Annotated in this window: 22 protein-coding genes; 10 read left to right on the top strand and 12 right to left on the bottom strand. The window is 44.3% G+C overall.

The genetic code is table 11. The features are described 5' to 3' along the window. Positions 1 to 82: 82 nt before the first annotated feature. Genes meaB through ACO06Y_RS21650 form a run of 3 tightly spaced genes read right to left on the bottom strand, consistent with a single transcriptional unit; the run spans position 83 to position 2,627 of the window. Positions 83 to 1,129, bottom strand: a complete 1,047-nt coding sequence (meaB, locus tag ACO06Y_RS21660) for a methylmalonyl Co-A mutase-associated GTPase MeaB (protein WP_422081143.1) — start codon at positions 1,127 to 1,129, stop codon at positions 83 to 85. Positions 1,130 to 1,131: 2 nt separating this feature from the next. Continuing rightward, entirely contained in the window at positions 1,132 to 1,692 is a 561-nt protein-coding gene (locus ACO06Y_RS21655) for a DUF2911 domain-containing protein (protein WP_422081142.1), read from the bottom strand. 26 nt (positions 1,693 to 1,718) lie between these two features. Beyond that, complete coding sequence (locus ACO06Y_RS21650) at positions 1,719 to 2,627, bottom strand: aldose epimerase family protein (RefSeq protein ID WP_422081141.1); 909 nt, start codon at positions 2,625 to 2,627, stop codon at positions 1,719 to 1,721. 108 nt (positions 2,628 to 2,735) lie between these two features. Between ACO06Y_RS21650 and ACO06Y_RS21645 the strand changes: the two genes are divergently transcribed. From ACO06Y_RS21645 to ACO06Y_RS21635, 3 genes are read left to right on the top strand one after another with little or no spacing between them, the layout of a single operon-like run. Next, positions 2,736 to 3,278, top strand: a complete 543-nt coding sequence (locus tag ACO06Y_RS21645) for an RNA polymerase sigma factor (protein WP_422081140.1) — start codon at positions 2,736 to 2,738, stop codon at positions 3,276 to 3,278. Further along, positions 3,262 to 3,849 (top strand): hypothetical protein, encoded by a 588-nt coding sequence (locus ACO06Y_RS21640; protein WP_422081139.1) that lies wholly within the window; start codon positions 3,262 to 3,264, stop codon positions 3,847 to 3,849. The genes ACO06Y_RS21645 and ACO06Y_RS21640 overlap by 17 nt, the downstream gene beginning before the upstream one ends. Further along, entirely contained in the window at positions 3,821 to 5,311 is a 1,491-nt protein-coding gene (locus ACO06Y_RS21635) for a hypothetical protein (protein WP_422081138.1), read from the top strand. Before ACO06Y_RS21640 ends, ACO06Y_RS21635 begins: the two co-directional genes overlap by 29 nt. Here ACO06Y_RS21635 and ACO06Y_RS21630 read toward each other — a convergent pair whose 3' ends face one another. The 5 genes from ACO06Y_RS21630 to msrA form a co-directional block, all read right to left on the bottom strand. Further along, positions 5,312 to 6,046 (bottom strand): sugar-binding protein, encoded by a 735-nt coding sequence (locus ACO06Y_RS21630; protein WP_422081137.1) that lies wholly within the window; start codon positions 6,044 to 6,046, stop codon positions 5,312 to 5,314. Positions 6,047 to 6,138: 92 nt separating this feature from the next. After that, entirely contained in the window at positions 6,139 to 7,329 is a 1,191-nt protein-coding gene (locus tag ACO06Y_RS21625; RefSeq protein ID WP_422081136.1) for a Gfo/Idh/MocA family protein, read from the bottom strand. A gap of 42 nt (positions 7,330 to 7,371) precedes the next feature. Next, positions 7,372 to 8,703: a Gfo/Idh/MocA family protein gene (locus tag ACO06Y_RS21620; protein ID WP_422081135.1), complete on the bottom strand. Its 1,332-nt coding sequence runs from the start codon at positions 8,701 to 8,703 to the stop codon at positions 7,372 to 7,374. An 11-nt stretch (positions 8,704 to 8,714) separates the two neighbouring features. Then, positions 8,715 to 9,563: a sugar phosphate isomerase/epimerase family protein gene (locus ACO06Y_RS21615; protein ID WP_422081134.1), complete on the bottom strand. Its 849-nt coding sequence runs from the start codon at positions 9,561 to 9,563 to the stop codon at positions 8,715 to 8,717. A 231-nt stretch (positions 9,564 to 9,794) separates the two neighbouring features. Continuing rightward, a complete protein-coding gene (msrA, locus tag ACO06Y_RS21610; protein ID WP_422081133.1) occupies positions 9,795 to 10,493 on the bottom strand; it encodes a peptide-methionine (S)-S-oxide reductase MsrA in 699 nt (232 codons plus the stop codon). Between the two features lie 658 nt (positions 10,494 to 11,151). Between msrA and ACO06Y_RS21605 the strand changes: the two genes are divergently transcribed. Beyond that, on the top strand, positions 11,152 to 12,822 hold the full coding sequence (locus ACO06Y_RS21605; protein ID WP_422081131.1) for a hypothetical protein: 1,671 nt from the start codon (positions 11,152 to 11,154) through the stop codon (positions 12,820 to 12,822). A gap of 877 nt (positions 12,823 to 13,699) precedes the next feature. Here the strand turns inward: ACO06Y_RS21605 and ACO06Y_RS21600 are convergent. After that, positions 13,700 to 14,995, bottom strand: coding sequence for a mandelate racemase/muconate lactonizing enzyme family protein (locus tag ACO06Y_RS21600; protein WP_422081129.1), 1,296 nt, complete (start codon positions 14,993 to 14,995; stop codon positions 13,700 to 13,702). 381 nt (positions 14,996 to 15,376) lie between these two features. On the opposite strand from ACO06Y_RS21600, the gene ACO06Y_RS21595 reads away from it, so the two are divergent. Beyond that, complete coding sequence (locus ACO06Y_RS21595) at positions 15,377 to 16,057, top strand: peptidoglycan DD-metalloendopeptidase family protein (RefSeq protein ID WP_422081128.1); 681 nt, start codon at positions 15,377 to 15,379, stop codon at positions 16,055 to 16,057. A 286-nt stretch (positions 16,058 to 16,343) separates the two neighbouring features. Then, positions 16,344 to 16,583 (top strand): hypothetical protein, encoded by a 240-nt coding sequence (locus ACO06Y_RS21590; protein ID WP_422081127.1) that lies wholly within the window; start codon positions 16,344 to 16,346, stop codon positions 16,581 to 16,583. Between the two features lie 41 nt (positions 16,584 to 16,624). On the opposite strand, the gene ACO06Y_RS21585 is transcribed toward ACO06Y_RS21590, so the two are convergent. Further along, positions 16,625 to 18,142, bottom strand: a complete 1,518-nt coding sequence (locus ACO06Y_RS21585) for an arylsulfatase (protein WP_422081126.1) — start codon at positions 18,140 to 18,142, stop codon at positions 16,625 to 16,627. 311 nt (positions 18,143 to 18,453) lie between these two features. On the opposite strand from ACO06Y_RS21585, the gene ACO06Y_RS21580 reads away from it, so the two are divergent. After that, entirely contained in the window at positions 18,454 to 18,693 is a 240-nt protein-coding gene (locus ACO06Y_RS21580) for a hypothetical protein (protein WP_422081125.1), read from the top strand. Positions 18,694 to 18,710: 17 nt separating this feature from the next. Here the strand turns inward: ACO06Y_RS21580 and ACO06Y_RS21575 are convergent, their stop codons facing one another. Further along, positions 18,711 to 19,580, bottom strand: coding sequence for a 3-keto-disaccharide hydrolase (locus ACO06Y_RS21575; RefSeq protein WP_422081124.1), 870 nt, complete (start codon positions 19,578 to 19,580; stop codon positions 18,711 to 18,713). A gap of 294 nt (positions 19,581 to 19,874) precedes the next feature. Continuing rightward, positions 19,875 to 20,567 (bottom strand): arylesterase, encoded by a 693-nt coding sequence (locus ACO06Y_RS21570; RefSeq protein WP_422081123.1) that lies wholly within the window; start codon positions 20,565 to 20,567, stop codon positions 19,875 to 19,877. A 74-nt stretch (positions 20,568 to 20,641) separates the two neighbouring features. On the opposite strand from ACO06Y_RS21570, the gene ACO06Y_RS21565 reads away from it, so the two are divergent. From ACO06Y_RS21565 to ACO06Y_RS21555, 3 genes are read left to right on the top strand one after another with little or no spacing between them, the layout of a single operon-like run. Further along, positions 20,642 to 21,331, top strand: a complete 690-nt coding sequence (locus ACO06Y_RS21565; RefSeq protein WP_422081122.1) for an ABC transporter ATP-binding protein — start codon at positions 20,642 to 20,644, stop codon at positions 21,329 to 21,331. A gap of 53 nt (positions 21,332 to 21,384) precedes the next feature. Further along, positions 21,385 to 23,883 (top strand): ABC transporter permease, encoded by a 2,499-nt coding sequence (locus tag ACO06Y_RS21560; protein WP_422084208.1) that lies wholly within the window; start codon positions 21,385 to 21,387, stop codon positions 23,881 to 23,883. Positions 23,884 to 23,929: 46 nt separating this feature from the next. Next, positions 23,930 to 24,883: an aldo/keto reductase gene (locus tag ACO06Y_RS21555; protein WP_422081121.1), complete on the top strand. Its 954-nt coding sequence runs from the start codon at positions 23,930 to 23,932 to the stop codon at positions 24,881 to 24,883. Position 24,884 lies beyond the last annotated feature (1 nt).

Here is a 24,884-nt window from a genome sequence, read left to right as displayed (position 1 = left end):
TTTGTTATCACGGGCAAAGTTATGTTTTTATTCCGAATCGGAATACTCCTTTCCGGAAGGCAACCCATGCCTTTATAAAAACCTATTTCGTCTCCTGCCAATAGGCCTGTATCAGTTTTTCCGCAGCTGTGAAAGGAGATACTTTGCTTTGGATCACTTCTTGGATGACTTTTGGCAACAGGGAAGCCACTTTTGGGTCGGAATAAAAATCGGATTTTATTTGACTGTCAATATGCTGCAACAGCCAATTTTTGTTCTGTCCCTGTCTATTCAACAGAAAATGATCGGATTGTTTGACCTTCTCCATATACCCATCGATTACCTCCCAAATCTCCTGAATTCCCGTATTCTCACTGGCCGAGCAGGTCAATACTTTGGGAACCCAGCCATTTTCCTTGGGGGGGTAGAGGTGCAATGCCCTGGAAAATTCGGTCTTGGCCAGTTGGGCCGCCTTTATGTTGTCCCCATCGGCCTTATTGATTACAATGGCATCGGCCATTTCCATGATGCCCCTTTTCATACCCTGTAGTTCATCACCGGCACCGGCCAATTTTAATAAAAGAAAAAAGTCCACCATACCATGTACGGCAGTCTCACTTTGGCCTACACCCACGGTTTCTATGAGTATAACATCGTATCCTGCAGCCTCGCAAAGAATAATGGTCTCCCGGGTCTTGCGTGCAACCCCGCCCAAGGAATCCCCGGAGGGGGAAGGCCGTATAAACGCATTGGGGTCCTTTACCAATTCCTCCATTCGGGTCTTATCGCCCAGGATACTTCCCTTGCTTAAACTACTGGAGGGATCCACCGCAAGAACGGCGACTTTCTTCCCTTTTGCGGTCAATGTTTTTCCAAAGGTCTCTATAAAGGTACTTTTACCGACACCGGGTACTCCCGTAATGCCTATCCGGATCGTATTGGATTTTTTTTTCAAACAATGTTCCAGAATCTCCGTGGCTTTCCTAAGGTGTCCGCCATTGGAGCTTTCCACGAGGGTTATAGCCCGGGCCAGTGCCGTCTTGTTCGAACTAAAAATGCCCTCCACAAGCTCCGCTACAGAAGGTGGACTTTTTCGCTTCCCCTTGATTTTGGAAATACTTTCTTGACCTGTATTTTTTGGAATGCTCAACTCTATGGGTTAATGGGTACCTTTATTCTGGTATCGTCCCAGAAAAGACGTAGATATAATTGTTCACCGTCCTCGAAGTCGATGGTAAAGCTTTCTTGGGGAGCAGAGAGTTTTTCGGCGGGAACCTGTACCTGTATGATATCTTTGGACGGATTACGGGAGGTTTCCGCACCTCCGCTCAAAAAAGTTACGCCCCATTCCGGGACTTCCTTGTTGAACATGACGGTCCAGTATTCCCTTTGGGGTCTGGTCCATAGGGAATAGGTGCCTGCCGGTAGGTCTTTATCTATAATTTTTACATCCGTCTTGGTACTAAAAGTCGTAGGCTCATTGGCGCCGGTACGCCAAACCGCATCGTAGGGAACAAGTTCCCCAAAAATGACCCGCCCTTTCTTAAAGGGACTGCTATAGGTTACCGAAAGTTCTAAATTATCCTTGCTGTAGGTTATCGTTTTTTCCGGACTCTTCTTTTTGGTCTGTTTTAGCATGTAGGGTTTGCCGACAAAAAAGAATAAGGCCACTAACACTACGAGTACTATCAAAAACCACTTTAAAAACCTCATGATTCCCAATCTTGATTTCTAGGGGACTAAAGTACTAAATCAAATGTAAAAACAGAGGCGTTGCGGTATATTTCATCCGGTCTAAGAATACAACTGGGGAAGTGCTCATGGTTGGGCGCATCCGGATAATTCTGGGTTTCAAAACAAATAGCCGGAAAATCAGGGGGGGTGTAAACCACCACCGCCGGTTGGTTGGTTCTGACCTCCAAGGAGATGCCCGATCTCCGGGAAAAGATACGGGCGGCCAAATCCGTTTGTGAATTCTTTACATAGGGGGTATCCAACCGCATCTCTCCAATTTTCCGTTCCGTTCGAAAGTCATATTCGGTGTCGGCAACGGGAACGATATTTCCGGTCGGCAATAAGTTCTTGTCCGTCTCCACGAATTCCGGACAATAAAGCGCCAATCGATAGTGGTCAATGGCCCCTGTGGTATCCAACCTAAAATAGGAGTGGTTGGTCAAATTGATTACCGTGGTCCGATCGGCCGCGGCTTCATGAATGATGTGCAGCTCGTTTTCCACCAATTTGTAAGTCAGCATCACTTTTAAGTTTCCAGGATACCCTTCCTCCAAATGTTTGCTGTAGTAGGAAAGCTTAACAAAAGGTTCGCTGCCATAGTCCACCTCCTCAATGGTCCAGTACTTTTTTCCGAAACCTTCCTTTCCACCATGAAGATGTATACCCTTCTCCCCATACAGGGGGTAGGTCTCGCGATCCAGTTCAAAACTCGCATTGGAGATGCGCCCGGCATACCTTCCCACACAGGCCCCTAAAAAAACAGTGTCCTCTAGATACTGGTTGGGATAATTGGATCCTACCACCACATTGGTGGATCGGCCCCTTTTGTCCCGTACCAGAAGTTTTTGGATGATGGCACCGTAGTCCAATACGATCAAGGTAATGAAGGGCGTACTTATGGTAACCTGTTTCAAGATGAAATCATTAATTTCCTTATAAAAATAATCGTTTTTTGCAACATCGGGTTTTTTGACCCGTCCTTAGGATAACAACACCGATAAAACCAACAAGGAAACTGGCCAATGTTTCAAATCGATGTAGTAGAGCAATGCAAGGCAAATGACCGAAAAGCACAACTGCAACTGTACAATCAATACTGCAGCGGTATGTTCTATGTAGCTATGCGCTTTGTGAAAAATACCGATGATGCCGAGGACATCACCCAGGAATCGTTCATAAAGGCCTTTCAAAAAATACATCAATTCAAGGGGGACGTAAGTTTTGGGGCTTGGCTCAAACGCATTGTAATCAATAAGAGCATCGATTTCTTAAAAGCGAAAAAAGAGCGATTAGTGCCATTGGATGAAAGTTATATGCAGGTAGTGGAGGATGACGATTGGACCGTGGAAGAGGGTATATCCTTGGAAGAGGTAAGACTGGCCATGGAACAATTGCCTGAAAAATACAGATGTGTGGTAATGATGTTTTTATTGGAAGGCTATGACCACCGCGAAATTGCAAATGTATTGGGATTGAGCGAGACGGCCTGTAGAACCCGGTTGTTGCGAGGCAAAGGGTTTTTAAAGGAACTTTTAAAAAAGAAGAGATATGGGACAGGATCTTAGGGAAATGTTCAAAAAGGATAGTGGGACCAGCAAATTTCAAATGCGGGAAGGTCATGAAAAACGATTTTTGGAGCGTTTGGAAACCGAACTTCCTAAACAAGCGAAGCCCTCATTTTATATCTTGAAAATCGCGGCGACCGTTCTCGTATTCCTTAGTGTTGGTATTGTCGGTTACAACGAATGGACAAAAGAGGATGCGATCAAGACTACGGTGGTGGAAAAAAATGACCCATCAAAAGAAAAAAAGGGCATTTCCTTTGGCGACCTTTCACCCGACCTTAAGAAGGTAGAGGACTACTACGTAACCAACATCAACCTGGAGCTTTCCCTATTGGAAGTGTCCGAAGAAAACAAAATACTGGTAGATAGTTTTATGGATCGGCTGGCGGAGCTCAATACCGAGTACGAGAGGCTCAATTCGGAATTGAACGAAATCGGCCCCAATGACCAGACTATAACCGCTTTGATCAAGAACCTCCAGTTACGGCTGCAATTGCTACAGAAATTAAAAAGGAAATTAAACGAGTTAAAATCATCAAAAAATGAACAAGTCAAAAAGAATACTATTTAACACTATAGGGATTCTACTCTGCTTTGGTCTTATAGAAGTCAATGCGCAGAAGCATACGGAGACCTATAACGAGACCTTTGTGGTCAACGATGATACCGTACTGGAATTGAATACCAGTCATGCAGATATCGAATTCGAAACCTGGGACAGGGACCAGATCGGCATCGAGGCCGTGGTAACCTTGGAAGGTGCCACGGAAGAGGAGGCCCAGCGCTATTTTAAGAACGATCCCATAACTATTATGGGCAATAGTAAAAGAATTGAGATACGTACAAACTCCGGGAATTCCTGGTCGTTTGCACCTTCCTTTAATATGGTGCTGGATATTCCTGAACTGGAGCCCTTTATTGTGGATATTCCCGAAATTCCGGGGATTCCTGAGATTCCGGAACTTGCCGAACTTCCCGAATTCCCGCCCCTGCCCGTAGTCCCCTTTCATGATTTCGATTATGAGGCCTATAAAGAGGATGGCGAAGAGTATTTGGAAAAGTGGCAGAAGGAATTCGGCAAGTACTTTGATGAGGAGTATCAGGAACGAATGGAAGAGTGGGCGGAGCGTATGGAGGCCCGTAGCGCCGAAAGGGAAAAACGGCACCAAGAAAGAATGGAGGAGCGGGAAAGGGCCCGGGAAGAACGGTTACAAGCTAGGGAGGCCGCCCAAGCGGAACGTATGGAAAGAATGGAAGAGGCCCGGGAAAAACGAGCCGAAGCCCGTGAAAAAAGAATGGCCGCCATTGAAGCGCGAAAAGTGGAACGGTTTATTTACCACGACTCCGTTTACCCCTTTATTGCGGGAGACAGCCTGAAAAGATTGCCAAACACCTTTTATTTTCATAGTGATGGGGAACACAAAAATTATAAGGTGAAAAAGACCATTAAGATAAAGATGCCCAAGAATACCAAGATTAAAATGAACGTACGCCATGGCGAGGTAAAACTGGCGGAGAATACCAAAAACATTAATGCAACGCTCTCTCATGCTTATTTATGGGCCAGTACCATAGATGGCGACCAGACCGATATTAAGGTCTCCTATTCCCCAGTAAGTGTACAGAAATGGAATTATGGGCAATTACGGACCAATTATTCCGAAAATGTAGATCTACAGGAAGTGCTCAACCTTCGTTTAAGTGCTACCTCTTCGGATGTCTCCATAGACCATTTATTAAAAAGTGCCTTTATCAAAAGCGATTTGGGGCCCTTGCACATCAATACGGTATCGGATAACTTTAAGGAACTGGATGTTACCTTGCAAAATGCCGAGTTGATCTGCAATTTGCCCTCAACGGCTTATGCCATATACATCAATGGAACCAATTCCAGGGTCGATTGCCCCGACCAGCTAAAACTTGACCGAAAAAAGAATCTCAACACGGAAATCGTTAAAGGGTATCATTTGGATGAGAACAACAAGGCGTCCATCGTAATCCATTCCAAGTACAGCAATATCCTATTGGATTGATTATTCCTCCAGTAAGAGCGTCCCAAAAATATCCGCATTGATCCATCCCTGATTTTTATCCTCCCCTGGAACAAAAACCGATCCGATAAAGTTTTCCCTTTCCGTACTGCTGTCATTATCACAATACGCCAAAGCAAAACCTATTTTTTTGGTGCTGTTCAAGGTTTTTGGAATGTTGTTTCCCCCATCAACATAGGTATCGTCATATACATGGATGGCGATTTCCCAAGTCGTGGTATGCCCCTCGGTGATATGTTTGGAAACTATATGTTCGTTGTAGAGTTGTGGTTCCTTATTTGGCGCAAGGTCTACTACGTTTCCGTCCAGGGCAATGTGGTAGGCAAAGGCGTTATGGCTAAATTGGTGCAATCCCCCCGAATTGTCCTCATCAATAAAAACTTCCATACAATCATCGTTCCACCACAGTTTAAGGGGATCCTTGTACTGATCGTATAGGATATCGTCAGTTACTTCGACCAAAATGTAGAGGGCATCCTCATCCCAACTCAATTTATACTTTCCGTTAAAGTCGTTATGCTCATAGGGCTTTCCCAACCAGTTCTGATCCAAGGCATGCCATTCGGTCTGGGCCCAAATGTTTTCGGTCGCCTTACCATCGATTGTAATGGGGTGTGGACTTTTTTTTACGGAAATAAGGTGATGGTCTTCCTTTTTTTGGATAGGGTTACAGCACACAAAAAGGAAAGCCAAGCATACGGTCATTGCAGCTTTCATCAGTGATAAGTATTGGGGTTACTCTACTAAAGATAGCAATTTTTGCCGCTTTTTGAAAAAGCAATGTCAAAAAGTAGGTCTAATTTCCTATGCTAGAGGTCCAAATCGGATTTCCAACGAACGATTTTTTCGTTATGCATGGCATCCAATCCCATTTGTACACAGACCGCGGCATTGGCACCTGTAGTGATATTGGATATGGGTTCTGTATTGTTCGCAACACTTTCCCTAAAATCCAGCAAGGCCTGTTTACTGGGATCTTCATGATCTACTTCAATAGGGTAGCCTTTGCCTTCGTCCCACTTTAGGGTGGCCCCGGCTACGCCGTCCACTTCGCCCATTTCCTTGTTCTTTTTGCCTTCCGGATAGTACCAGGCCCTCGCATAGTCCATAATAACGGTGCCTTGATCGCCCATGACCCTTATTTTGTAGTCGTTCATGGCGTTACTGGTCAAACAGGTGAATTTTGCCCTTACCCCGCTCGGGTAGCTGTAGAGCAGGTGAATATTGTCATAAGTTTCCCTGCCGTCCTTCCAATAATCAATACCGCCAACACCCATTACTTTTTCCGGGGTTTCCCCCAAGACCCAATTGGAAAAGTCGATTTGATGGGAGCAGAGTTCAGCGACCAATCCACCTGAAAACTCACGATACATACGCCAGTTGATCAAACGTTCCAATTTGGGATCGGGTACGGATCGTCGCCAATCCCCGTTCCGGTTCCATTGGCATTCGATCGCGGCAATTTTACCGATTTCCCCTTTTTTGATCATGTCCACCACATAGGTGTATAGCCGCGAACTATGGTATTGGTGCCCGGTCTGAAAGATTTTGTCCGAGGCCTTGACCTTATTGACCAGATTCTGTATACCATCAAAACCCTTGGCCAGGGTCTTTTCACAGTATACGTGCAGTCCGGCATCCAGGGCATCCAAAGCAATTTTGGAATGTGTGTTAAAGGGGGTGGCGACCAGTACGGCATCCAAGTCGGGCTGTTCCAAAAGCTTGCGATAGTCCTTGTAGCCCTGTGCCTTGCCTTCTACTTTTGCAAGCCCCTTTTCCAATCGGAAAGGAAGGACATCACAGCAGGCAACGACATTGAAGTTGGGAATCTGATTGATCAATGGAATCAATCCACTGCCACGATCCCCAGTGCCTATTACACCGATATTCAAGGTTTCATTGGCACTTTCCTTTTGTATGATCTGCCCCATTGCTGTTGCGGATGTCGCCACCGCAGCGGAGGCCAGGCCGCTTTTTACCACAAATTCCCTTCGCTTCATTTCAATCTGTCGTTTCTTTACTACTTTTTTATGTTTTTGGGATTAGATTTTCGGCTCCCAACCGTTTTCGTATTCCCTTTTCCAATTTTTCATGGCTTTTTCGCTGTTCAATACCTTTCCAGTTGTTGTATCGATCTTCAGCATTTCCCCGGCATCCTGGGCCATGTTGCCCAAATGGCACAGCATAGTGGAGAAGCTGGCATCGTTGATGTCCGCGTTAAGGGATTGATCTTTCCGAATGGCCGCAAAAAAGTTGCCCACGTGGTCTACATCCAATCCGCCTATACCTTGGGTATTGGTCGTGGCACTGGCTGATTTCTCGTACTCCGCCTTTATGGGGTTCCCTTGAAGATCGAACAATTTATAGAAGTTGCGATCCAGTTGAATGGATCCCTTGCTTCCGTAAATAGTGATGCCTCTTCCGGGCCGGGTCGGTTTTAATACGCCTCGACTATGCCCCGTCCAGGTGATGAATTTATTTCCGGCAAAAGCGTAGGTTACCTGTTGGTTGTCCACAAATTCCCAGTCATCGTTATAGGTATATTTTCCTCCGAACGAAGTAACGGTCTCCGGTAGGTCCACACCTAGGGCCCATCGACATATATCGATTTCATGGGTTCCGTTATTGTGTACCTCACCGGTACCCCAGGTACGGAACCAGTGCCAATTATAGGGATGTATATTGTCCCGATAGCTTTCCCGAGGGGCAGGTCCTTGCCAAAGTTCCCAATCCAAGGATTTGGGTACGGGTATTTTGTTTCCCTTGCCTATGGAACCTCGATTGTTGGAGTAGTAGGCCTCACCTTTGAAGACATCGCCGATAATACCGTTTCGGATATCCTCAATGGCCATAATAGAGGTCCGTGCCGAACGTTGCTGATTGCCCATTTGAACCTTCTTGCCATACTTTTTCTGGGCCTGTACCAAAAGTTGATTTTCGTGTGCGTTGTGGCTACAGGGTTTTTCTACATATACGTGCTTTCCGGCCTGGAGCGCCATAATCGCCATGGGCGCATGCCAATGCTCCGGGGTGGCGATAAAGACGGCATCCACGTCCTTGTCCTCCAAAATCTTTCGGAAATCCTTTTCTACTTTGGGTACGTAACCAATGTTCTCCTGGCACCAGGCATTGTGTTCCTCTATAATTCCATCATCTACATCGCAATTGTATAGAATTAGGGCATTATTATCCGCATGGATGGCCTTTACATGGGCCTTGGCCCGGCTCCGTACCCCGATAACGGCACAATTGATATGATCGTTCGCCCCAAGGATACGGGCGTTGCCCAGATTTGGCATGGCCAATCCGCCCAAGGTAATTGCAGCGGTACCCGCCGTTGTTTTTTTAATAAACTCCCTTCTGTTCGTATTCATTTTGGTTTAGGTTATAGGGTTGATAAAATGCCTTTGACGTAGCCCATGGATTCGGCCATTCCCGGAAGTGGATCCTTCGCTTCCGCCTCGTATTCCAAGGCCAAGGTACCTTGGTATCCCAATTTTTGTACCGTTTTTAAAAAGGTAGGAAAATCGATGGTACCCCTACCAATGATACAGGTCTCTCCTTCGGCTTTGGCCGCCGTGACATCCTTTAGATGGATATCAAAGACCCGATCCGAAAAAGCGGTAACGTCCGCTGCGGGATCACGACCGATACGATGGGCGTGGCCAATATCGATACATAGTCCCATACGGGGGTCCCGGTTCTGAACCTTTACATAGGCATCTTCCGGACTGGAATACAGTTTATCCCCTGGTCCATGGTTGTGAATGGCCAGTTTAATATCGGTCTCCTTTACTTTTTTCTCCACATAGTCCAACAATTCATGATTGGGTACCCCGATGATCATTTTTAGGCCGGCGATCTTGGCATAGGTAAAGGCCTGGTCCACTTCGTCCTTGGTCTTCATATAAATGACCCCGGCTCCATACAGTTCAATGCCCTTCTGTTTGCATAGGGCCACCGCCTTTTCAATAGTTTCTTTGTCGGAATCCAGGGGAAGGTGCATACTCTTAAAGGTAATCCGATCCACCCCGCATCGCAAGGTCATATCCAGAGCCTCTTCCATGGAAAATTCACGAAGCGTATAGGAGGCTACCCCAAGTTTTAGGTCAGAATTTACCGGTCTCGGGATACTTGATAAAGTGGAGGCCTTGGCTATTTCCGGGAGGGTCACGGCGGTTACGCCCACAATTCCAGCGGATACCTTTTTTATAAAACTTCTTCTGTTTTTCATGTTGATTTTCCTCTTTGCGCCCTAGTCCCGGATTTATACCGTCCTGTACTGCGTTTTGAGCAGTGCCCATTCCACATCGAACGGATAAAAACCGATAGGGGAAATTTACAACGTTTGCGTAAATTTAGGTACAACAGAATTCAAAATCCACTAAGCTATGACTATCCGATAAATTTACAAATAAAAAAGCGACCGAATTAAGGTCGCTTTGTTCTTGATACCAAAAAAAGATTAATGCAGATCTTCCTTTAGATAATCTCCGAAATTCTTTTTAAACCGATTGAGCCTTGGAATGGAGACGTTGGTGATATAGGAATTGTTGGGATGTTTGCGTTCGTAATCCTGATGGTATTCCTCGGCCTTCCAAAACTTGGTAAATTCCGTGACCTCCGTGGTTATGGGGGCGCCCTCATAGACGTTTTGTTCCTTTAATGCCGCAATATAGCTGTCTATGATTTTCTTTTCCTGCACATTCTTATAAAAGGCCACGGAGCGGTATTGTGTTCCCCGATCTGGTCCTTGCCGATTTAAGGTGGTAGGATCGTGGGATCCGAAGAAGACCTGTACCAATTCTACAAAGGATATCACTTTTGGGTCGTAGTAGACTTCCACGGCCTCGGCATGACTGGTGAGTCCTCGGGCCACCTGCTCATAGGATGGATTTTCCTCACTCCCGCCGGAATATCCGGAAACCACTTCCTTTACCCCTTTCACACTCTCAAAAATGGCTTCCACGCACCAAAAACAACCACTGGCAAAATAGGCGGTTTCATAGGCACTTAAATCTTGGGAGGACATTTGGGCCATTTCCTTGTTTTCCTCTTGGGACATCGTGTCAATGGCCACTTTTTTGTTTTCATTGGCCTTGGATTGGCAGCTGCCCAAAACCAAAAGGGATAGCGCCCAAAGGGCTATTTTTAAAACTTTCATGTGTTTAAAATTTTTAACTGTCTGTAAATAAGATATCTAAAAATTTAAGAACCCATGCAACCCTGCCTGCGGCAGGCAGGCACTCGTTGCACTCGTTCTCTCATGAATTTGTTTTAATCGTTCCACTGTGTGTAGTTTTTGATTAAAAAAATTCATGTTCGTTTCATGTATTTTTCTTTTTCAGGGTTTGTTGCCGAAGTTAGTACCTCCTTACGGGAACTTTGGTTAAAATATGTTAAGATTTCGGTATTTGAAGATAAGGAAGTTCCCAATGTAAGGTATCGCAATTAACCTATGATTTTATTTTCATTGCCCCCTTATGTAGTTGAACTACTTGGCTTTTAGGATTGTCGGCCAGCAGTCCTTTTTTTTGTTGAGTATTGCCTAAAGAATCCTTTTTCAATTCTTTTAATGCAAAAATGCATTGGTACAATTGACTCAGTTTTGGATCTTTTCAAAATAGTCTAACACAATTACCGCCTAGGTTTATCAATACATTTATATTGGATTATATCCCTATCAACAGGAGACCGCTGTTCATCTAGAATTTACAGTCGTTTGTGGTAAGTCTGTTTTGTGGGATTCATTTTTGAACTAATTTTGTTGTAAACGAGCCAAATGATTGGGTCGCAAAAAACATATTCCAAAAACCCCCGATATGGAGAAAATAGCAAAAGTTTCAATAATCACAACAGTGTTTCTTTTGACAATAGGTTGTGAAAAGTCGGAACCTACAGCAGAAAAGCAAAAAGATATAATGCATGAAGTCCTAGATAATGAAGATATTAACGTTTCTTCAATAATAGAAAATCCTATAATTTATGAGAGTGTGAATTTTATGGTTACAATAAATAATAATGACTTGGGAGTTTCAAAAATTGAGGTATTTATTGGTGATGAAATTGTAGATACTGAAGAAGGATCCAAAGAATTTGAGATAAATTTAGACCCTGAAGATTTTCCTGCAGGAGATACTGTTTTAACTTTAAAAATTACGGATTCAAACAACAATATAACTCAACATGAGTACCCCGTGAGTATACATAGGACACTTTTGGAATTAGATTTACCTGAGGGCTTTTTTTTGCCCTCTAGATCAGAATTCTTTTTTTTTGCCTCCAGCATTGACGGAAAATTACTAGCTACCAAGAAAGTCAATCCTGAATCACAAAATTTCAAATTGACAACGTCAATGGAAATTTCCTCTGACACGCCCTATATGCTCACCTATGCGGCAAAAATTGTATCTGATTCGTTCAACCAAACAGATTTATTCACCATTAAAGATTTGACAAGGAACAATTTAAGGATTTTAATACCAAAAATCCCGACGAGATATGGTAATACGGTTAGAAATGAATACAATGCTAATGGATTTTCTGAAAGTGATTTATTCAATTTCGGCACTATTTTACCAAGTTATGGCTACGGTGTGGAGTATTATTCAAATTCAAATGCCTTCGTCATAGATGAGATTGAGATGAGTAATAGTAATCGAGATATCACGGATTATTACGTTCCTATTCACAATCTATCTCAAAATGACTTCGCATATATTTGGTTGAAAAAGGAAGATTTATCATCTGATTTTACATTGGATGCCAATGATTTAATAAGAGAAGGTATTGAGCTAAGAACCCTTGATGGCTCCTACAATGATGGTGCGGGAGATGATAGGTACGGCTATTTGACAATTCTAGGTTACAAGAATGAACAAGACTTTACTGATGGTATTTTTCATTATATTTGGCAACATAACCACACAATAAGCAAAGATTTTCCAGATTCCAATTCTATACGATATTTTTTCAACAATACTTTTGAGAAGTACAGTCATGTTTTTCATTGGGAAGATTATTATACCAAAAGAGTTGGAGCTCCTTTAAACGACGTTTACGACATTCCAACCTGGTCTTTTGATTATGTCCATAGTGGAAAGGAAATTGACCTTGTAAAAAATGGTAATGGACATATCACAGGAACAGTTTTTCTAAACAATTTAAACGATGTGGATATAGTGGATGGGGATAGAACCCTCTACAACTGGCGTATTATTTTTGACAGCCAAAGCACCAGTAAGATTGTTTTGCCGGAATTACCGGAGGAAATTAAAGCTTGGGAATTTGGTAAGTTACATGACTCGAATAAACTCCTAGTAGAAAGAGTCCTGCTTCACAGTTACGAAGGAATTCCAAACTACTCGGATTACCTTGATAAAGTGATAAAAACTAATGAAAATATCTTACATATTACTCCAAATTTGCAAGCCAAGTTTATAAATAGAAGGGGTAATCAGTGGGTAATAGAAGATGATAGCTTCTTTCGCTAATTTTTCTTCTTCTACTCGGTAGATTTATTAATAAGTCTTTCTCAATAAGTGAGTAAAACGAATACGAAGTTCACAGAACGCAAGTAACGGCGTGTAGAAAAAATGATTTAAATATTTGAAAAAAATTGGACTGAAATACTACCGGCAAGAATGCTTCCTGCAAGTGATTTAATTCCAACCTTTTCTGTATTTAGAAATTATCTCTCTAAGACCTTTTTTATAAGCTTCATATGCCGCCTTGCCCAAATAAATACAAATCATACATTTGAAGTATATGTATCTTGTAATAAATCTATAAGCAGAATTGCGCAACCACCAGTAGCCCTACCGCATACTAAAATTCCATATTTGATTATTTTATAAACTATACAGGTTTTGCATTTTTTGATTTAATCACTATTTTTCAAATCCCCCCTTTATATATTTTATCTGAAATCTTTTCTATGGAAATCATCAACCTAATCCTAACAGTAATCATATTCTTTCTCCTTCTAATGACACTATTTCTGAGAATTTTCATAAAGTGTATCACTAGGATTAAAGAAAGTAGCCGGTCAATAATGCTCTAACTCCTCGGGGCAATACAATAAAAATTGATTCAAATACAGCGGTGAACGAGGTATGCCAAACCCAAGAGCCGCAGGCACGGACGGCGAAAACGTATTTTTCCCCTTCAACTACGTTTTCCAACATTTAAATTTTAGGCCAAATTACAAGGGGTCACCAGAAAATTGTGCCACCTCTGCACCGTCACGTTACCGAAAGCATAACCCCGATTACGGCCTTTGATATGAACAAACATGCGTAAAATTGAGTTTAAGGATAAACACCCAATTATAAAATCCTACTGCAAGTACAATGTCAAGTCGCCAAAGGCCTACCCTTTAAATACGGTATGGGTCTTAAGGTAATCGGGGTCAACATTTACGCCTAGACCTGATCCTATTGGTACCTCGATGATTCCATTATTACTCACAAATGGGCCTGTCTTGCTTTCGATTGGAATGATATCTCCATTGGCGTCCTTGGTGTCGAACAATTTAAATTCATGATAGGTGTAGGCGGCCGGGCATACCGAAACCATTTGCAACATATATAGAAATCCGAAACCATTACCTGAGATATGGGGAGTGATCGCTAGACCCGCTGATTCTACCATACGGGCTACCCGCATGGTACGAACCATTCCTCCAAAATAAAACAAGTCTGGTTGCAACACCTGAAAAACTTCGTTTCCTATTAAGTAGCGGAAGGCGTGTATCCCGAACTCCTCCTCTCCACCGGCCATTTTAATATTCAAGGCCCTTTCAACTATCTTTTGCTCCTCGTACCAATCCCAGGGTATGGGCTCCTCATAAAAATCATAGTTGTATTCTTCCAGTATTTTTCCAATCCTGATGGCCTCCTTTACCGAATAGGAGCCATTCCCATCAATCATTAGCACCATATCATCCCCAAATTTTTCACGGGCCATTCGAATAAGTTTCTCCGTCCTACCTGGGGCATTATCCTTATCGGAGGCCAAATTATCACCTAGTCCGGCCCTAAGCTTTATCGCTTTAGCCGAGGTATCCTCGGCATCTTTTTGCATAAGGGCAAGGGATTTCTCGGGTTCCAGTTTTCTTAGATTGGAATAATGATGTCCCAGATATATGGGTACCTCCGTTCTTAAAAGGTCACCTATTAGTTGTCCTGCCGGTTTGTTGGCCTTGTTGCCCATAAGATCCAAAATGGCGAACTCAATACCGGCCACATGAACATTAAGGGGGATTCCCTGTCTTTTCACATTCCCTTCCACTGCATTGAAAATAAGTTGATCCAGATCTCTGGCATCCTTTCCTTCAAAGTGTGGCGCCAAATTCCTGGGAACCATGGGATAGGAGCTACAGGCAATAAAAGGATGTCCGGCCGAGATACCTTCATCACCATCTTTGGAACGTACCCTATACATACAATTGGAATCCTTGACCAAAACTTCGACCGATGCTATAATAACGGGTTCCGGGAACAGTTCCCTCTTGAATACAGGCTGACCTAAAATTTCATCCAGCTTCGAATAATCCGTTAAACCTGCTTTAGTGGTATCCCGTTGTGCACACGAAGTAATGGGCATCAGTGCCGCTCCACCTAACAACGAAGTATTTGTTATAAATTTTCTTCTAGATAATTTCATGTTCCTAAAAGATGTAATTCACCCGACTTAAACCATTTCGGTATCTCGAGTATCTAAAGTGCGATTTAATATAGTTGATATTTGTTATACTTCAAAATAACGGAACATGACCAGTGTTTTACCCGACTTACTGCTTTTTCAAGCATTTAGAATACCATTAAGGAATGCCCCATCAATCCATCGATGTTATGAGAAATATGTACTGTAAAATTTTTTAGGGCAGGTTTTATCCTTCCAAACCTTAAATCGGAAACGAAATCCACTTCGATTCCCTTTTCTCATTACAACTTTGGAGCTTTTCTGTTTTAGGAAATGACTTGCAATTGCACTTTCTTTTGAAAGCCCTATATCCGGTTTTGCCGAAATGAATACATTTGATACATGTGCACCTTGGAAATAACTCTTAACGGAATTTCACAACAACCGGTAGCGATACTGGATACTAAAATTTCAGTAAGTGCCTATACCCCGATCGACTTGTCCGCCCATAATCCGGATTTGGAAGGGATGGCCATCACGGATCCCGACCAATGTCAGGCCTATATTGATCAAGTTCTAAAACAACGTTCGGCGGCGGTGGCCTATGGGGGCTATTTGGAACAGCGGAATCTTTATGCGGATAAGTCGGGCTTTGCCACCCAAGGAAAGCCGCCCCGGAATATCCATTTGGGGATAGACTTTTGGGCACCGGCCGGAACCCAAGTAGTCACCCCATTGCTTGGGAAAGTGCATAGTTTTCGAAACAATACCACGCCTGGAGATTATGGGCCTACAATCATTCTGATACATGAAGTAAAGGGGGTGACCTTCCATACACTATATGGACATCTTTCCCCGGAATCCCTGGAAGGCCTGTATACCGGGAAAGAGTTCCGACCGGGAGAGGCCTTGGCCACCTTGGGTACGCCGGATATCAACGTACATTATGCCCCGCACCTCCATTTTCAAATTATCCAGGATATGCAACATAATCAAGGCGATTATCCAGGAGTATGTTCCCGTACGGACTTGGATTTTTATTCCAGCAACTGCCCAGATCCCAATCTTCTGTTTAAGCTATAACTAGGGGTTAGGCGAAACTGTTGTCCGTATATCTCTTTTTTTGACCAGGAATTAAGCCTGCATTCGAGGTAGTTCACGCTTTTGATGACAGCTACTTTTTTAAATCGATTTAGGGATAAAAAGCAAAGAATATCGGTAAAGTGATTTGGGATCTTCGTCCGTTCACCGATGCTATTGTGCACTTTATCCCGATTTCTGTCAGATACCGAAAAATAAGGGGTTTTCAGCGAATCGAAACCCGGAAGGATACGGTTCACGGCGTTTTTATTATATAAAAACGCAAGTCATGAAAACGCTAGTAACTTTAATTTTTGTTCTCTTCATCGGAATCGCCGCCCAAGCTCAGGATACTACTTCTGAAACAAAGGTTGAGACCATTGAAATGGGAATCGTTACCGAGACTGTTGAAGAAGGAATTTCTTTCGAAAACACAACTGAGGTTGCCCGTTTGTACAAGCGTTCCAATAGCAAAGTAAAGAAGGCCTTGTCATTCACCACAAAAAGAAACCGAGCTAAATTGGCTTAATCCTTCTTATCAGATTTATTCTTCTAGAAGACTTGCAATATTCAATTCAGATGTAACGAAGTGTACTCATCGGCCAGTTCCTTTACCTTTTCGGGAAAGGTCGAGGCCAGGTTGTTGAGTTCCGTAGGGTCTTCCTTTATATGATAGAGTTCCCAATCTCCACCATTGAGCCTTACAATTTTATAATCCCCCTTTCGGAACATACGGAACTTATCCAGGCCGGAGACAAAAAAATCGGGCTCCATTCTTTCTTCGCCCTTAAAAATAGGCACTAGCGAACTCCCTTGAAGCGGTAGGGTAGCATGGCCGTTTATAGAATCCGGATAGGAAGTTTTCAGTACTTCCAAAAAAGTAGGGGCCACATCCACTACATGTCCGGGCTGCCGGGTAATGGTCCCCGGGACTATATGATCGGGCCAATACGCGATAAAGGGGGTATGGCTCCCGCCTTCGTGCCCACATTGCTTGTATTGCCGAAAGGGCGTATTTCCCAAGTTGGCCCAAGTGGCGCGTAGGCTCCAATAGGAATCCGCCGGACCAGGGGCCACATCCTTTACTTTATTGGTATAAAAGGGACATGAACCATTATCCACCAGAAATAAGACAAGGGTATTCTCCAGTTTTCCATTTTCGCGTAGTTTGTCCAGCACCCGTCCTATGTTCTGGTCCATTCGGTCTACCATGGCCGCAAACACCGACATTTCCAGATCCAGGGAATCTTGGGCCGATGCGGATAGACCGTCCCATGGGTAATATTCCACATATTCCGGTACCAACGGTTTTCGAAACTGGTTGAGGTTGCCTTCAGCTGGACTTAGCTCTGTATTTTCGGTTATCACACCCAATTGCTTCATTTTCGCAAAGCGTTCTTTTCGCAATTTATCCCACCCTTTTAGGTAGGTACCCCGGTACTTGGCGATATCCTCCGGTCTCGCCTGTAGGGGATAATGTGCCGCATGGTAGGGAAGATACAGAAAGAAGGGCTTCTCCTTTTGAAAAGTGTCGTCCAACCAGTTTAACGCATAATCGGTTATGAAATCGGTTTTGTACATGGGCGATTGTTCAAATTGAATCTCTTCGGCCTGTAATTCCTTACCATTTAGGTAAAACGGCCGTTCGAATTCCCCGGAAGGCGGGCGAAAATATTCCGTAGTTGCCCAAAAGGTAAAGGCCTGGTCAAACACATTTTCGGCCGTGCAATACTCCGGCACCCAAGGGTCAAAGTGCTCCTTTCCGCTCATGATGTTTTCGTATCCCGCCTTTTTGGTCAGATGTGCCAGGTGGACGGCCCCATTTCCGCCAGTGTACAAACCGGTCAACAAGGATGAGCGGGTGGGATTACATTTGGCCATATTATAGAAGGTAGTAAACCGCATGCCGCCTTCGGCCAAAAAATCGATATTCGGGGTCTGGATTTCGCTTCCATAGCTCCCGATATCCGAAAAACCGATATCATCGGCCATAATCAAAACGATATTGGGTCTTTCCTCGACCTCTTTCTTCGGGTTACAGGAATATAGACAAACCAAAAGCAGCGCAAACAAAACGTATTTTTTCATTGTAGTATCACTAATTGGGCATAAATCACCGCTCTATAAAGTTAGGATTATCTCTAATACCTTATAAACCGACCCAATTTTCCTATCTATTTTTTAAACAAACGGGTTTTTTATGATTAAAATCAAAGGCTGGAATTCCGTTAAAACGCACCTTCTTTCGGTAAAGTGATTTTGGGTATCCTTCCGTTCACCGATGCTATTGTGCACTTTATCCCAATTTCTGTCAGATACCGAAAAATAAGGGGTTTTCAGCGAATCGAAACTCGGTAGGATATGCTTCACGGCGTTTTTATTATATAAAAACGCAAGTCATGAAAACGCTAGTAACTTTAATTTTTGTTCTCTTCATCGGAATCGCTGCCCAAGCCCAGGATACTACTTCAGAAGTAAAGGTTGAGACCATTGAAATAGGAATCGTTACCGAGACCATTGAGGAAGGAATTTCTTTCGAGAACAAGGCTGAGGTTGCCCGTTTGTACAAGCGTTCCAATGCAAAGGTAAAAAAGGCTTTGTCTTTTACAACCAAAAGAAACCGGGCTAAATTGGCTTAATCCCTTCTTCTAAGCAACTACCGATATTTTTCCGGAACTTCCGTAATCTGTTTTATATATAAATCCTTATAGAAAACCTCGGCGCCTTCGGATTGCAATATAATCTTTCCCGAATCTAGTTTTTCTTGGGTCGACATTTTTCTGGAATTGAATAGTCGCATAACTACCTTCCCGTTTACAATATGGATACTGGAATCCCCAAGGGCTATCAGTTCCACATCATTCCATTCACCATGGGGTCTTTCCGCATCAAAAGCCTTGAACACGCGTCGCTTTGCCAAACTATCATGGGTTGCCGTCCTGAGTATTTCGGCGTAATAATAGGAACGTAAAGGCGCATTGTCCTTATAGATATAATATACACTGTCCTTGAGAATACTCGGGACATCGATTTCCACATCGCCCACGGGCCAGTAATCGCCCATGTCGCCTTGTTGCACTTGCAGTTCCTGCGAATCCATCCAATTATTTACGGCACCGGGTACCCCAAAACCATGATAGAGCAAACCACTATCCCTAGGCCCTTTTTCCCTTGGAGGATGCATGTCCTCGCCCCATTTTGTCTTTAGCTTTAGGTGGTAATTCCGATAACCCTGTTCCGTGTAGATCATGCCCCAGGCCACACCCGAAATTCGGATGGCCTTTCCCTCATCGGTATCCACCACGGTAATTACTTCCGAGGGGTCGTTATCTATGCCAAAAGGAACTAGGGTATTGCCCAGGCTATCAGTTTTCATTTGGTACGGTGTTCCCAGATAACTATGCCAGCCGCTCAGGTCGGTGCCATTCCAGAGGGAGGTCCATTGTTCCGTAGTTTCGGTCTTCTTTTTGTCGGATTTACAGGAGCTAAGGACGATAATCAGGTATAGGACAAAAAACCTCTTCATGATAGAGTAATCTTAGGTTGATGCCTTAAGATACTATAAATAAATGCATTGATTGCGATCGTTGGTTGAAACCCTGCCTGCATTCGACAAGGCTCATTGACCATGACCGACAGGTATGTACTTTTGGTGTCCCATGAACTTTTTGGGGCCGTTTTCCGTGAATATCCCGATTTTAAAAAAGTTGCCTGGTTACTAAGTTATTGTTGCCCAAAGTAAAAAATAACTTAAAACCCAATAACCTCCGACAATTTCATTGATCGCTCAAACCTTTGGCTTTGGAAGAGTAAGAGTGGTTTAGTTCCGTAAAACACCCTCCAGAACCGCCCATACGTTGTTGGCCACGATTTTTTGACCTTCAACGGTTGGATGTATGCCGTCCTCCTGGTTCAATTCGGGATTGCCCGCTACGCCCTCCAACAAAAAAGGAATTAGTGGCAAAGTATTCTTCTCCGCCAGTTCCGGAAATATTTTACGGAATTCCGAGGTATAGTCCTGTCCCATATTGGGTGGTATCTGCATACCGGCAAGAACAATTTGGGTGCTGGGATTTTTTTTCTGTACGGCATCGATAATGGCCTGTAAATTGGTTCGGGTTTCTTCTAAGGGAATCCCCCGTAATCCATCATTGGCACCCAATTCCAGTATGAAGATGTCGGCCTTTTGGTTCAATACCCAATCCAATCGGTTTCTTCCACTGGCCGTGGTCTCCCCGCTAAGTCCAGAATTGATTACCGTGTAATTCATACCCAGGGAATCCAAGGTACCCTGAATAACGGCCGGGAAAGCCTCCTGGGGATCCAGGCCCAGTCCGGCGGTAAGACTATCACCAAAGAAGATAATGGTCTTATTGTCCTTCCTCTCTGTCTCTTCCGTTGACGAATTTGTCGATTCAGCTGTCGTGTCTTCCGATTTCTGTGTGGATTTGCCCCCACAGGACAACAAAAGGAACAGGGAGAAAAAATAACAAAGTTTTAAGAGTGTGTGCATGCTGCCGAGGTCTAAATATCAAAATCATTTCCTTATTTTGTCCTTTATGCCTTTAGGCATTTCAGAAAAGGATTATGACAAAGATATTAAACGTTAGCCACCTTGGGAAGACGTATACCAGTGGTTCCAAAGAATTAACGGTATTGGACGATATATCCTTCGCCATAAACGAGGGGGATACCTTTGCTATTGTTGGTCCCTCGGGGAGCGGAAAGACCACCTTATTGGGACTTTGTGCAGGACTGGATAAACCAGGTACGGGTAGTATTGAACTTTGTGGAACCGAACTTCAATCCCTCAATGAGGACGAAAGGGCATTGTTGCGCAACCAAAAAGTGGGGTTCATTTTTCAGGATTTTCAATTGTTGCCTACCTTGACAGCCCTGGAGAATGTAAGCGTACCCCTGGAATTGCAGGGTGCCAAAAATGCAGGCGTTGTGGCCAGGGAGCTTTTGGAAAAAGTTGGATTGGCCGGTCGCTTAAACCATTATCCCTCACAACTTTCCGGGGGGGAGCAACAACGTGTCGCTTTGGCCAGAGCCTTTTCGAATAGCCCCTCGATTTTATTTGCCGACGAACCTACAGGAAATTTGGATGAGGAAACGGGCGAGAAGGTGGTACAATTACTTTTTGAGCTCAATAAGGAAGCCGGTACCACTTTGGTAATCGTCACCCATGATTTGGACCTTGCCCGAAAAACACAGCATATTCTAAGACTAAAGGGCGGAAAAATCTTGGCAGAGGAAAAAGCGACGGCGTTGTGAGCAAGACCGATCGAAATTTGAAGACTACGGCAGGTACCCAATGGTTGTTAAAGATGGCCTGGCGGGATGGTAAGGCCAGCGGCAAACGGTTGTTGCTTTTTATGGCCTCCATTATTTTGGGCATCGCGGCCGTTGTATCCATCCAATCCTTTAGTGAAAGCCTCAAAGAGAATATTGCCCTGCAATCCAAGGCCCTCATGGGTGCCGATTTCACCATAGAGACCAAGCAATTGCCCACAGAGAAAGTCCAGGCCCTTATTGATTCCTTGGGCGCCGAGGCGATGGAAGTAAAGTTTGTCTCCATGGCCGCTTTTCCAAAAAGCGGGTCGACCAAATTGGTGGAAGTTCGCGGTATAGAAGGTGGTTATCCGTTATATGGCGATTTGGAGACCTATCCGGAGAATGCCGGCGACACCTATCAGGAGCAGAACGGAGCTTTGGTGGATGCTACCGTTATGTTACAGTTTAACCTCAAAGTGGGGGACAATATTAAAATCGGGGACGTTACCTTTCCCATTATAGGACGCTTGGATTCCGGTCCGGGAACTACGGGTGTATTCAGTTCGATCGCCCCGCCGGTATGGGTACCCTATGGATCCATTGAGGCAACGGGATTACTGCAGACCGGAAGCCGTATTGAATATAATTATTTTTTTGAGGCCGATGCGGATACCGATTTGAGCACGTTGAACGATAAATTGGATCCCCTTCTTGATGCCGAAAAGGCCGATCTGGATGTCCATACGGTAACGAGTAGACGTATGGGCCGTAGGTTCGGGAATGTAGGCAAGTTTCTGAATTTGGTAGCGTTTATTGCCTTGTTATTGGGCTGTGTGGGTATTGCTAGTTCGGTACATATCTATATCAAGGAGAAGTTGCGTTCCATTGCGGTGCTTAAATGTATTGGTGCTACCCGAAAACAGACGTTCTTGATTTACCTTTTACAAATTGCAGGATTGGGACTTTTGGGTGGAATAATCGGGACGGCAGCGGGGTTGATTCTTCAGCAGTCCTTTCCCGTGCTTCTACAAGATTTCCTGCCCTTTGAAGTAGTGCTTTCACTTTCGGCAAAGCCCATTTTCATGGGATTGTTACTGGGTATTTTAATGTCCGTTCTGTTTGCACTGTTACCTTTGTTAAGTACATGGTTCGTCTCACCCTTGCAGGTTCTCCGCATTCAGGAAGGAACCCCGGTTCGTTCCCGAAGGGCGGTGGCACTGGTCATGGCCGGTATTCTGTTGTTCGTTCTAGGATTTGCCCAATGGCTGTTGGATAATTGGAGGTATTCCCTCTATTTTGTACTCAGTGTATTGGCCGTTTTTTCAGTTTTAGGTGGATTGGCCAATTTGCTCATGCGCGGAGTAAAAAAATATTTCCCGACCTCATGGGGATTCACCGCCCGTCAAAGTCTGCTAAACCTCTTTCGCCCCAATAACCAGACCTTGGTCTTGATCTTGGCCATTGGGGTCGGTGCTTTCCTGATCAGCACGCTTTACTTTAGTAAAGATATCCTATTGGCCAAGGCTAGGGTGGAGGATAGTTCACAGAGTCCCAATATTATTCTCTTGGATGTACAGACCGAGCAGAAGGATTCCGTGGCCGAGAGCATCTTACCCAAAGGGCTTCCGGTCATCGACAATATTCCGATTGTTACCATGCGAATCCATAGCATCAAAGGGCGGGGCGTAAACGAACTTCGCCAGGACACCACTTTGAATATGAACAAATGGATCCTTAACCATGAGTTTAGGGTCACCTATCGCGATTCCTTGATCGATTCGGAAATGCTTACCAGTGGTGAATGGATTTCCCAGGCCAATACGGACGCTCCCATTCCTATCTCCGTGGCCGATAACATTGCGAGGGATGCCAAGGTGGTGGTCGGGGATACGATATTGTTCAATGTGCAGGGCGTATTGATGAAGACTTTTGTAGGGAGTGTACGGGCCGTGGATTGGGGTAGGATGCAACCCAACTTTTCCATACTCTTCCCCCAGGGCATCTTGGAAAATGCGCCCCAATTCCATGTATTGACCACCAGGGCCCCCGACGAGGCCGCTTCGGCACAATTGCAGCGAGAGTTGGTCCGTAAGTTCCCCAATGTTTCTATTTTAGATCTACGCCAGTTGCTCGGGATATTGGAGGGTATTCTAGATAAGATTTCCTGGGTTATCAACTTTATGGCCTTTTTTAGTATCCTTACGGGAATTATTGTGCTCATTGGTTCGGTGCGAACCAGTAAATACCAACGTATTCGGGAAAATGTTTTGTTACGTACCTTGGGAGCCAAAAGCCCCCAAATCCTAAGAATCACTGCTTTGGAATACTTGTATCTGGGTGTTTTGGGAAGTACCATGGGCATCTTGCTCTCCCTCTTCGGGGCGCAACTATTGGCACGCTTTGTATTTGAGGTACCCTTTGTTCCCTCTTGGGCACCCTTCCTGATTTTATTACCGGGCATTACCGCTTTGGTGTTGTTGATTGGCTTGGGCAATAGCCGAAGTGTCATCCAGAGTCCACCTTTGGAAGTACTTCGAAAAGAAGGAGGTTAGCGTGCGTTATATCGAGAACGAAAAATTATTAAACTAAACCTATATCATGAATTACAGGAATATCCCCAAAACTGATCTAAAGGTGTCCGAAATTTGTTTAGGTACCTGGGCCATGGGCAATGATTTTTGGGGCGATGTAGATGACAATGCTTCCATAAAGACTATTCATGCGGCCCTGGACTCCGGCATCAATTTTATCGATACGGCTCCGGCCTATGGCGCCGGACATGCGGAAAGTGTGGTAGGTAGGGCCATAGAGGGACATCGTGATAAGGTAGTCATCGGAACGAAGACCGGGGTTACCCGTACTTCGGACAGTTTTTTACGGGATCTTAGACCCGAGACCATTCTTAGGGAAATCGATGAATCGCTCTCGCGTTTAAGAACGGATTATATCGATTTATATCAAATACATTGGCCGGATGTCAATACTCCCTTGGAAGATTCCCTGGAGACCCTTATAAAACTTCAGGAGCAGGGCAAATTCCGGTATTTGGGAGTTTCCAACTTTACGATGGAGTTGATGGAACAGGCCAAGGACTTGGTCAATATCGTAAGTCTACAGCCCAACTATTCCATGCTCCAACGAAAGATAGAGGAGACCTTGGTTCCCTATTGCCTTGAAAACGAAATCGGCCTTATCACCTACGGTACCCTTGCAGGTGGCTTGTTGACCGGGAAGTATCGGGAGCTCCCCAATTTTGAGGAAAATGATAATCGCAGTCGTTTTTACAATTATTATCGGCCCGAAATCTGGCCGCAGATCCAGGGACTTTTGTCACTTTTGGATGGTTTGGCGGAAAAATATGGATGCCCCGTTTCCTATATTGCCATCGCATGGGCCTTACAAAAACCGGGCATTGTTTCGGTATTGGTCGGGGCCAAGAACGAAGACCAGGTGATTTCCAATGCGGCTGCCTCCGACATCAGCTTAGCGGAAGACGAGGTCTTGGAAATAGACCGGTACATTCGAAAGGAATTGGCAGATGTTGCTTTTTAGC

The sequence above is a fragment of the Ulvibacterium sp. genome, assembly GCF_965228935.1.
Classification (GTDB): Bacteria; Bacteroidota; Bacteroidia; order Flavobacteriales; family Flavobacteriaceae; genus Ulvibacterium.
This window is presented reverse-complemented; position numbering and strand designations above follow the sequence as displayed.

What these genes read in the sequence shown, in the direction of transcription:
- msrA (WP_422081133.1), bottom strand. Translation starts at nt 10,493, where the DNA reads ATGAAAGTTTTAAAAATAGCCCTTTGGGCGCTATCCCTTTTGGTTTTG.
- ACO06Y_RS21585 (WP_422081126.1), bottom strand. Translation starts at nt 18,142, where the DNA reads ATGAAAAAATACGTTTTGTTTGCGCTGCTTTTGGTTTGTCTATATTCC.
- ACO06Y_RS21655 (WP_422081142.1), bottom strand. Translation starts at nt 1,692, where the DNA reads ATGAGGTTTTTAAAGTGGTTTTTGATAGTACTCGTAGTGTTAGTGGCC.
- ACO06Y_RS21615 (WP_422081134.1), bottom strand. Translation starts at nt 9,563, where the DNA reads ATGAAAAACAGAAGAAGTTTTATAAAAAAGGTATCCGCTGGAATTGTG.
- ACO06Y_RS21555 (WP_422081121.1), top strand. Translation starts at nt 23,930, where the DNA reads ATGAATTACAGGAATATCCCCAAAACTGATCTAAAGGTGTCCGAAATT.
- ACO06Y_RS21625 (WP_422081136.1), bottom strand. Translation starts at nt 7,329, where the DNA reads ATGAAGCGAAGGGAATTTGTGGTAAAAAGCGGCCTGGCCTCCGCTGCG.
- ACO06Y_RS21595 (WP_422081128.1), top strand. Translation starts at nt 15,377, where the DNA reads ATGTGCACCTTGGAAATAACTCTTAACGGAATTTCACAACAACCGGTA.
- ACO06Y_RS21575 (WP_422081124.1), bottom strand. Translation starts at nt 19,580, where the DNA reads ATGAAGAGGTTTTTTGTCCTATACCTGATTATCGTCCTTAGCTCCTGT.
- ACO06Y_RS21630 (WP_422081137.1), bottom strand. Translation starts at nt 6,046, where the DNA reads ATGAAAGCTGCAATGACCGTATGCTTGGCTTTCCTTTTTGTGTGCTGT.
- ACO06Y_RS21635 (WP_422081138.1), top strand. Translation starts at nt 3,821, where the DNA reads ATGAACAAGTCAAAAAGAATACTATTTAACACTATAGGGATTCTACTC.
- ACO06Y_RS21600 (WP_422081129.1), bottom strand. Translation starts at nt 14,995, where the DNA reads ATGAAATTATCTAGAAGAAAATTTATAACAAATACTTCGTTGTTAGGT.
- ACO06Y_RS21580 (WP_422081125.1), top strand. Translation starts at nt 18,454, where the DNA reads ATGAAAACGCTAGTAACTTTAATTTTTGTTCTCTTCATCGGAATCGCT.
- ACO06Y_RS21605 (WP_422081131.1), top strand. Translation starts at nt 11,152, where the DNA reads ATGGAGAAAATAGCAAAAGTTTCAATAATCACAACAGTGTTTCTTTTG.
- ACO06Y_RS21560 (WP_422084208.1), top strand. Translation starts at nt 21,385, where the DNA reads ATGGCCTGGCGGGATGGTAAGGCCAGCGGCAAACGGTTGTTGCTTTTT.
- ACO06Y_RS21620 (WP_422081135.1), bottom strand. Translation starts at nt 8,703, where the DNA reads ATGAATACGAACAGAAGGGAGTTTATTAAAAAAACAACGGCGGGTACC.
- ACO06Y_RS21645 (WP_422081140.1), top strand. Translation starts at nt 2,736, where the DNA reads ATGTTTCAAATCGATGTAGTAGAGCAATGCAAGGCAAATGACCGAAAA.
- ACO06Y_RS21590 (WP_422081127.1), top strand. Translation starts at nt 16,344, where the DNA reads ATGAAAACGCTAGTAACTTTAATTTTTGTTCTCTTCATCGGAATCGCC.
- ACO06Y_RS21570 (WP_422081123.1), bottom strand. Translation starts at nt 20,567, where the DNA reads ATGCACACACTCTTAAAACTTTGTTATTTTTTCTCCCTGTTCCTTTTG.
- ACO06Y_RS21640 (WP_422081139.1), top strand. Translation starts at nt 3,262, where the DNA reads ATGGGACAGGATCTTAGGGAAATGTTCAAAAAGGATAGTGGGACCAGC.
- ACO06Y_RS21565 (WP_422081122.1), top strand. Translation starts at nt 20,642, where the DNA reads ATGACAAAGATATTAAACGTTAGCCACCTTGGGAAGACGTATACCAGT.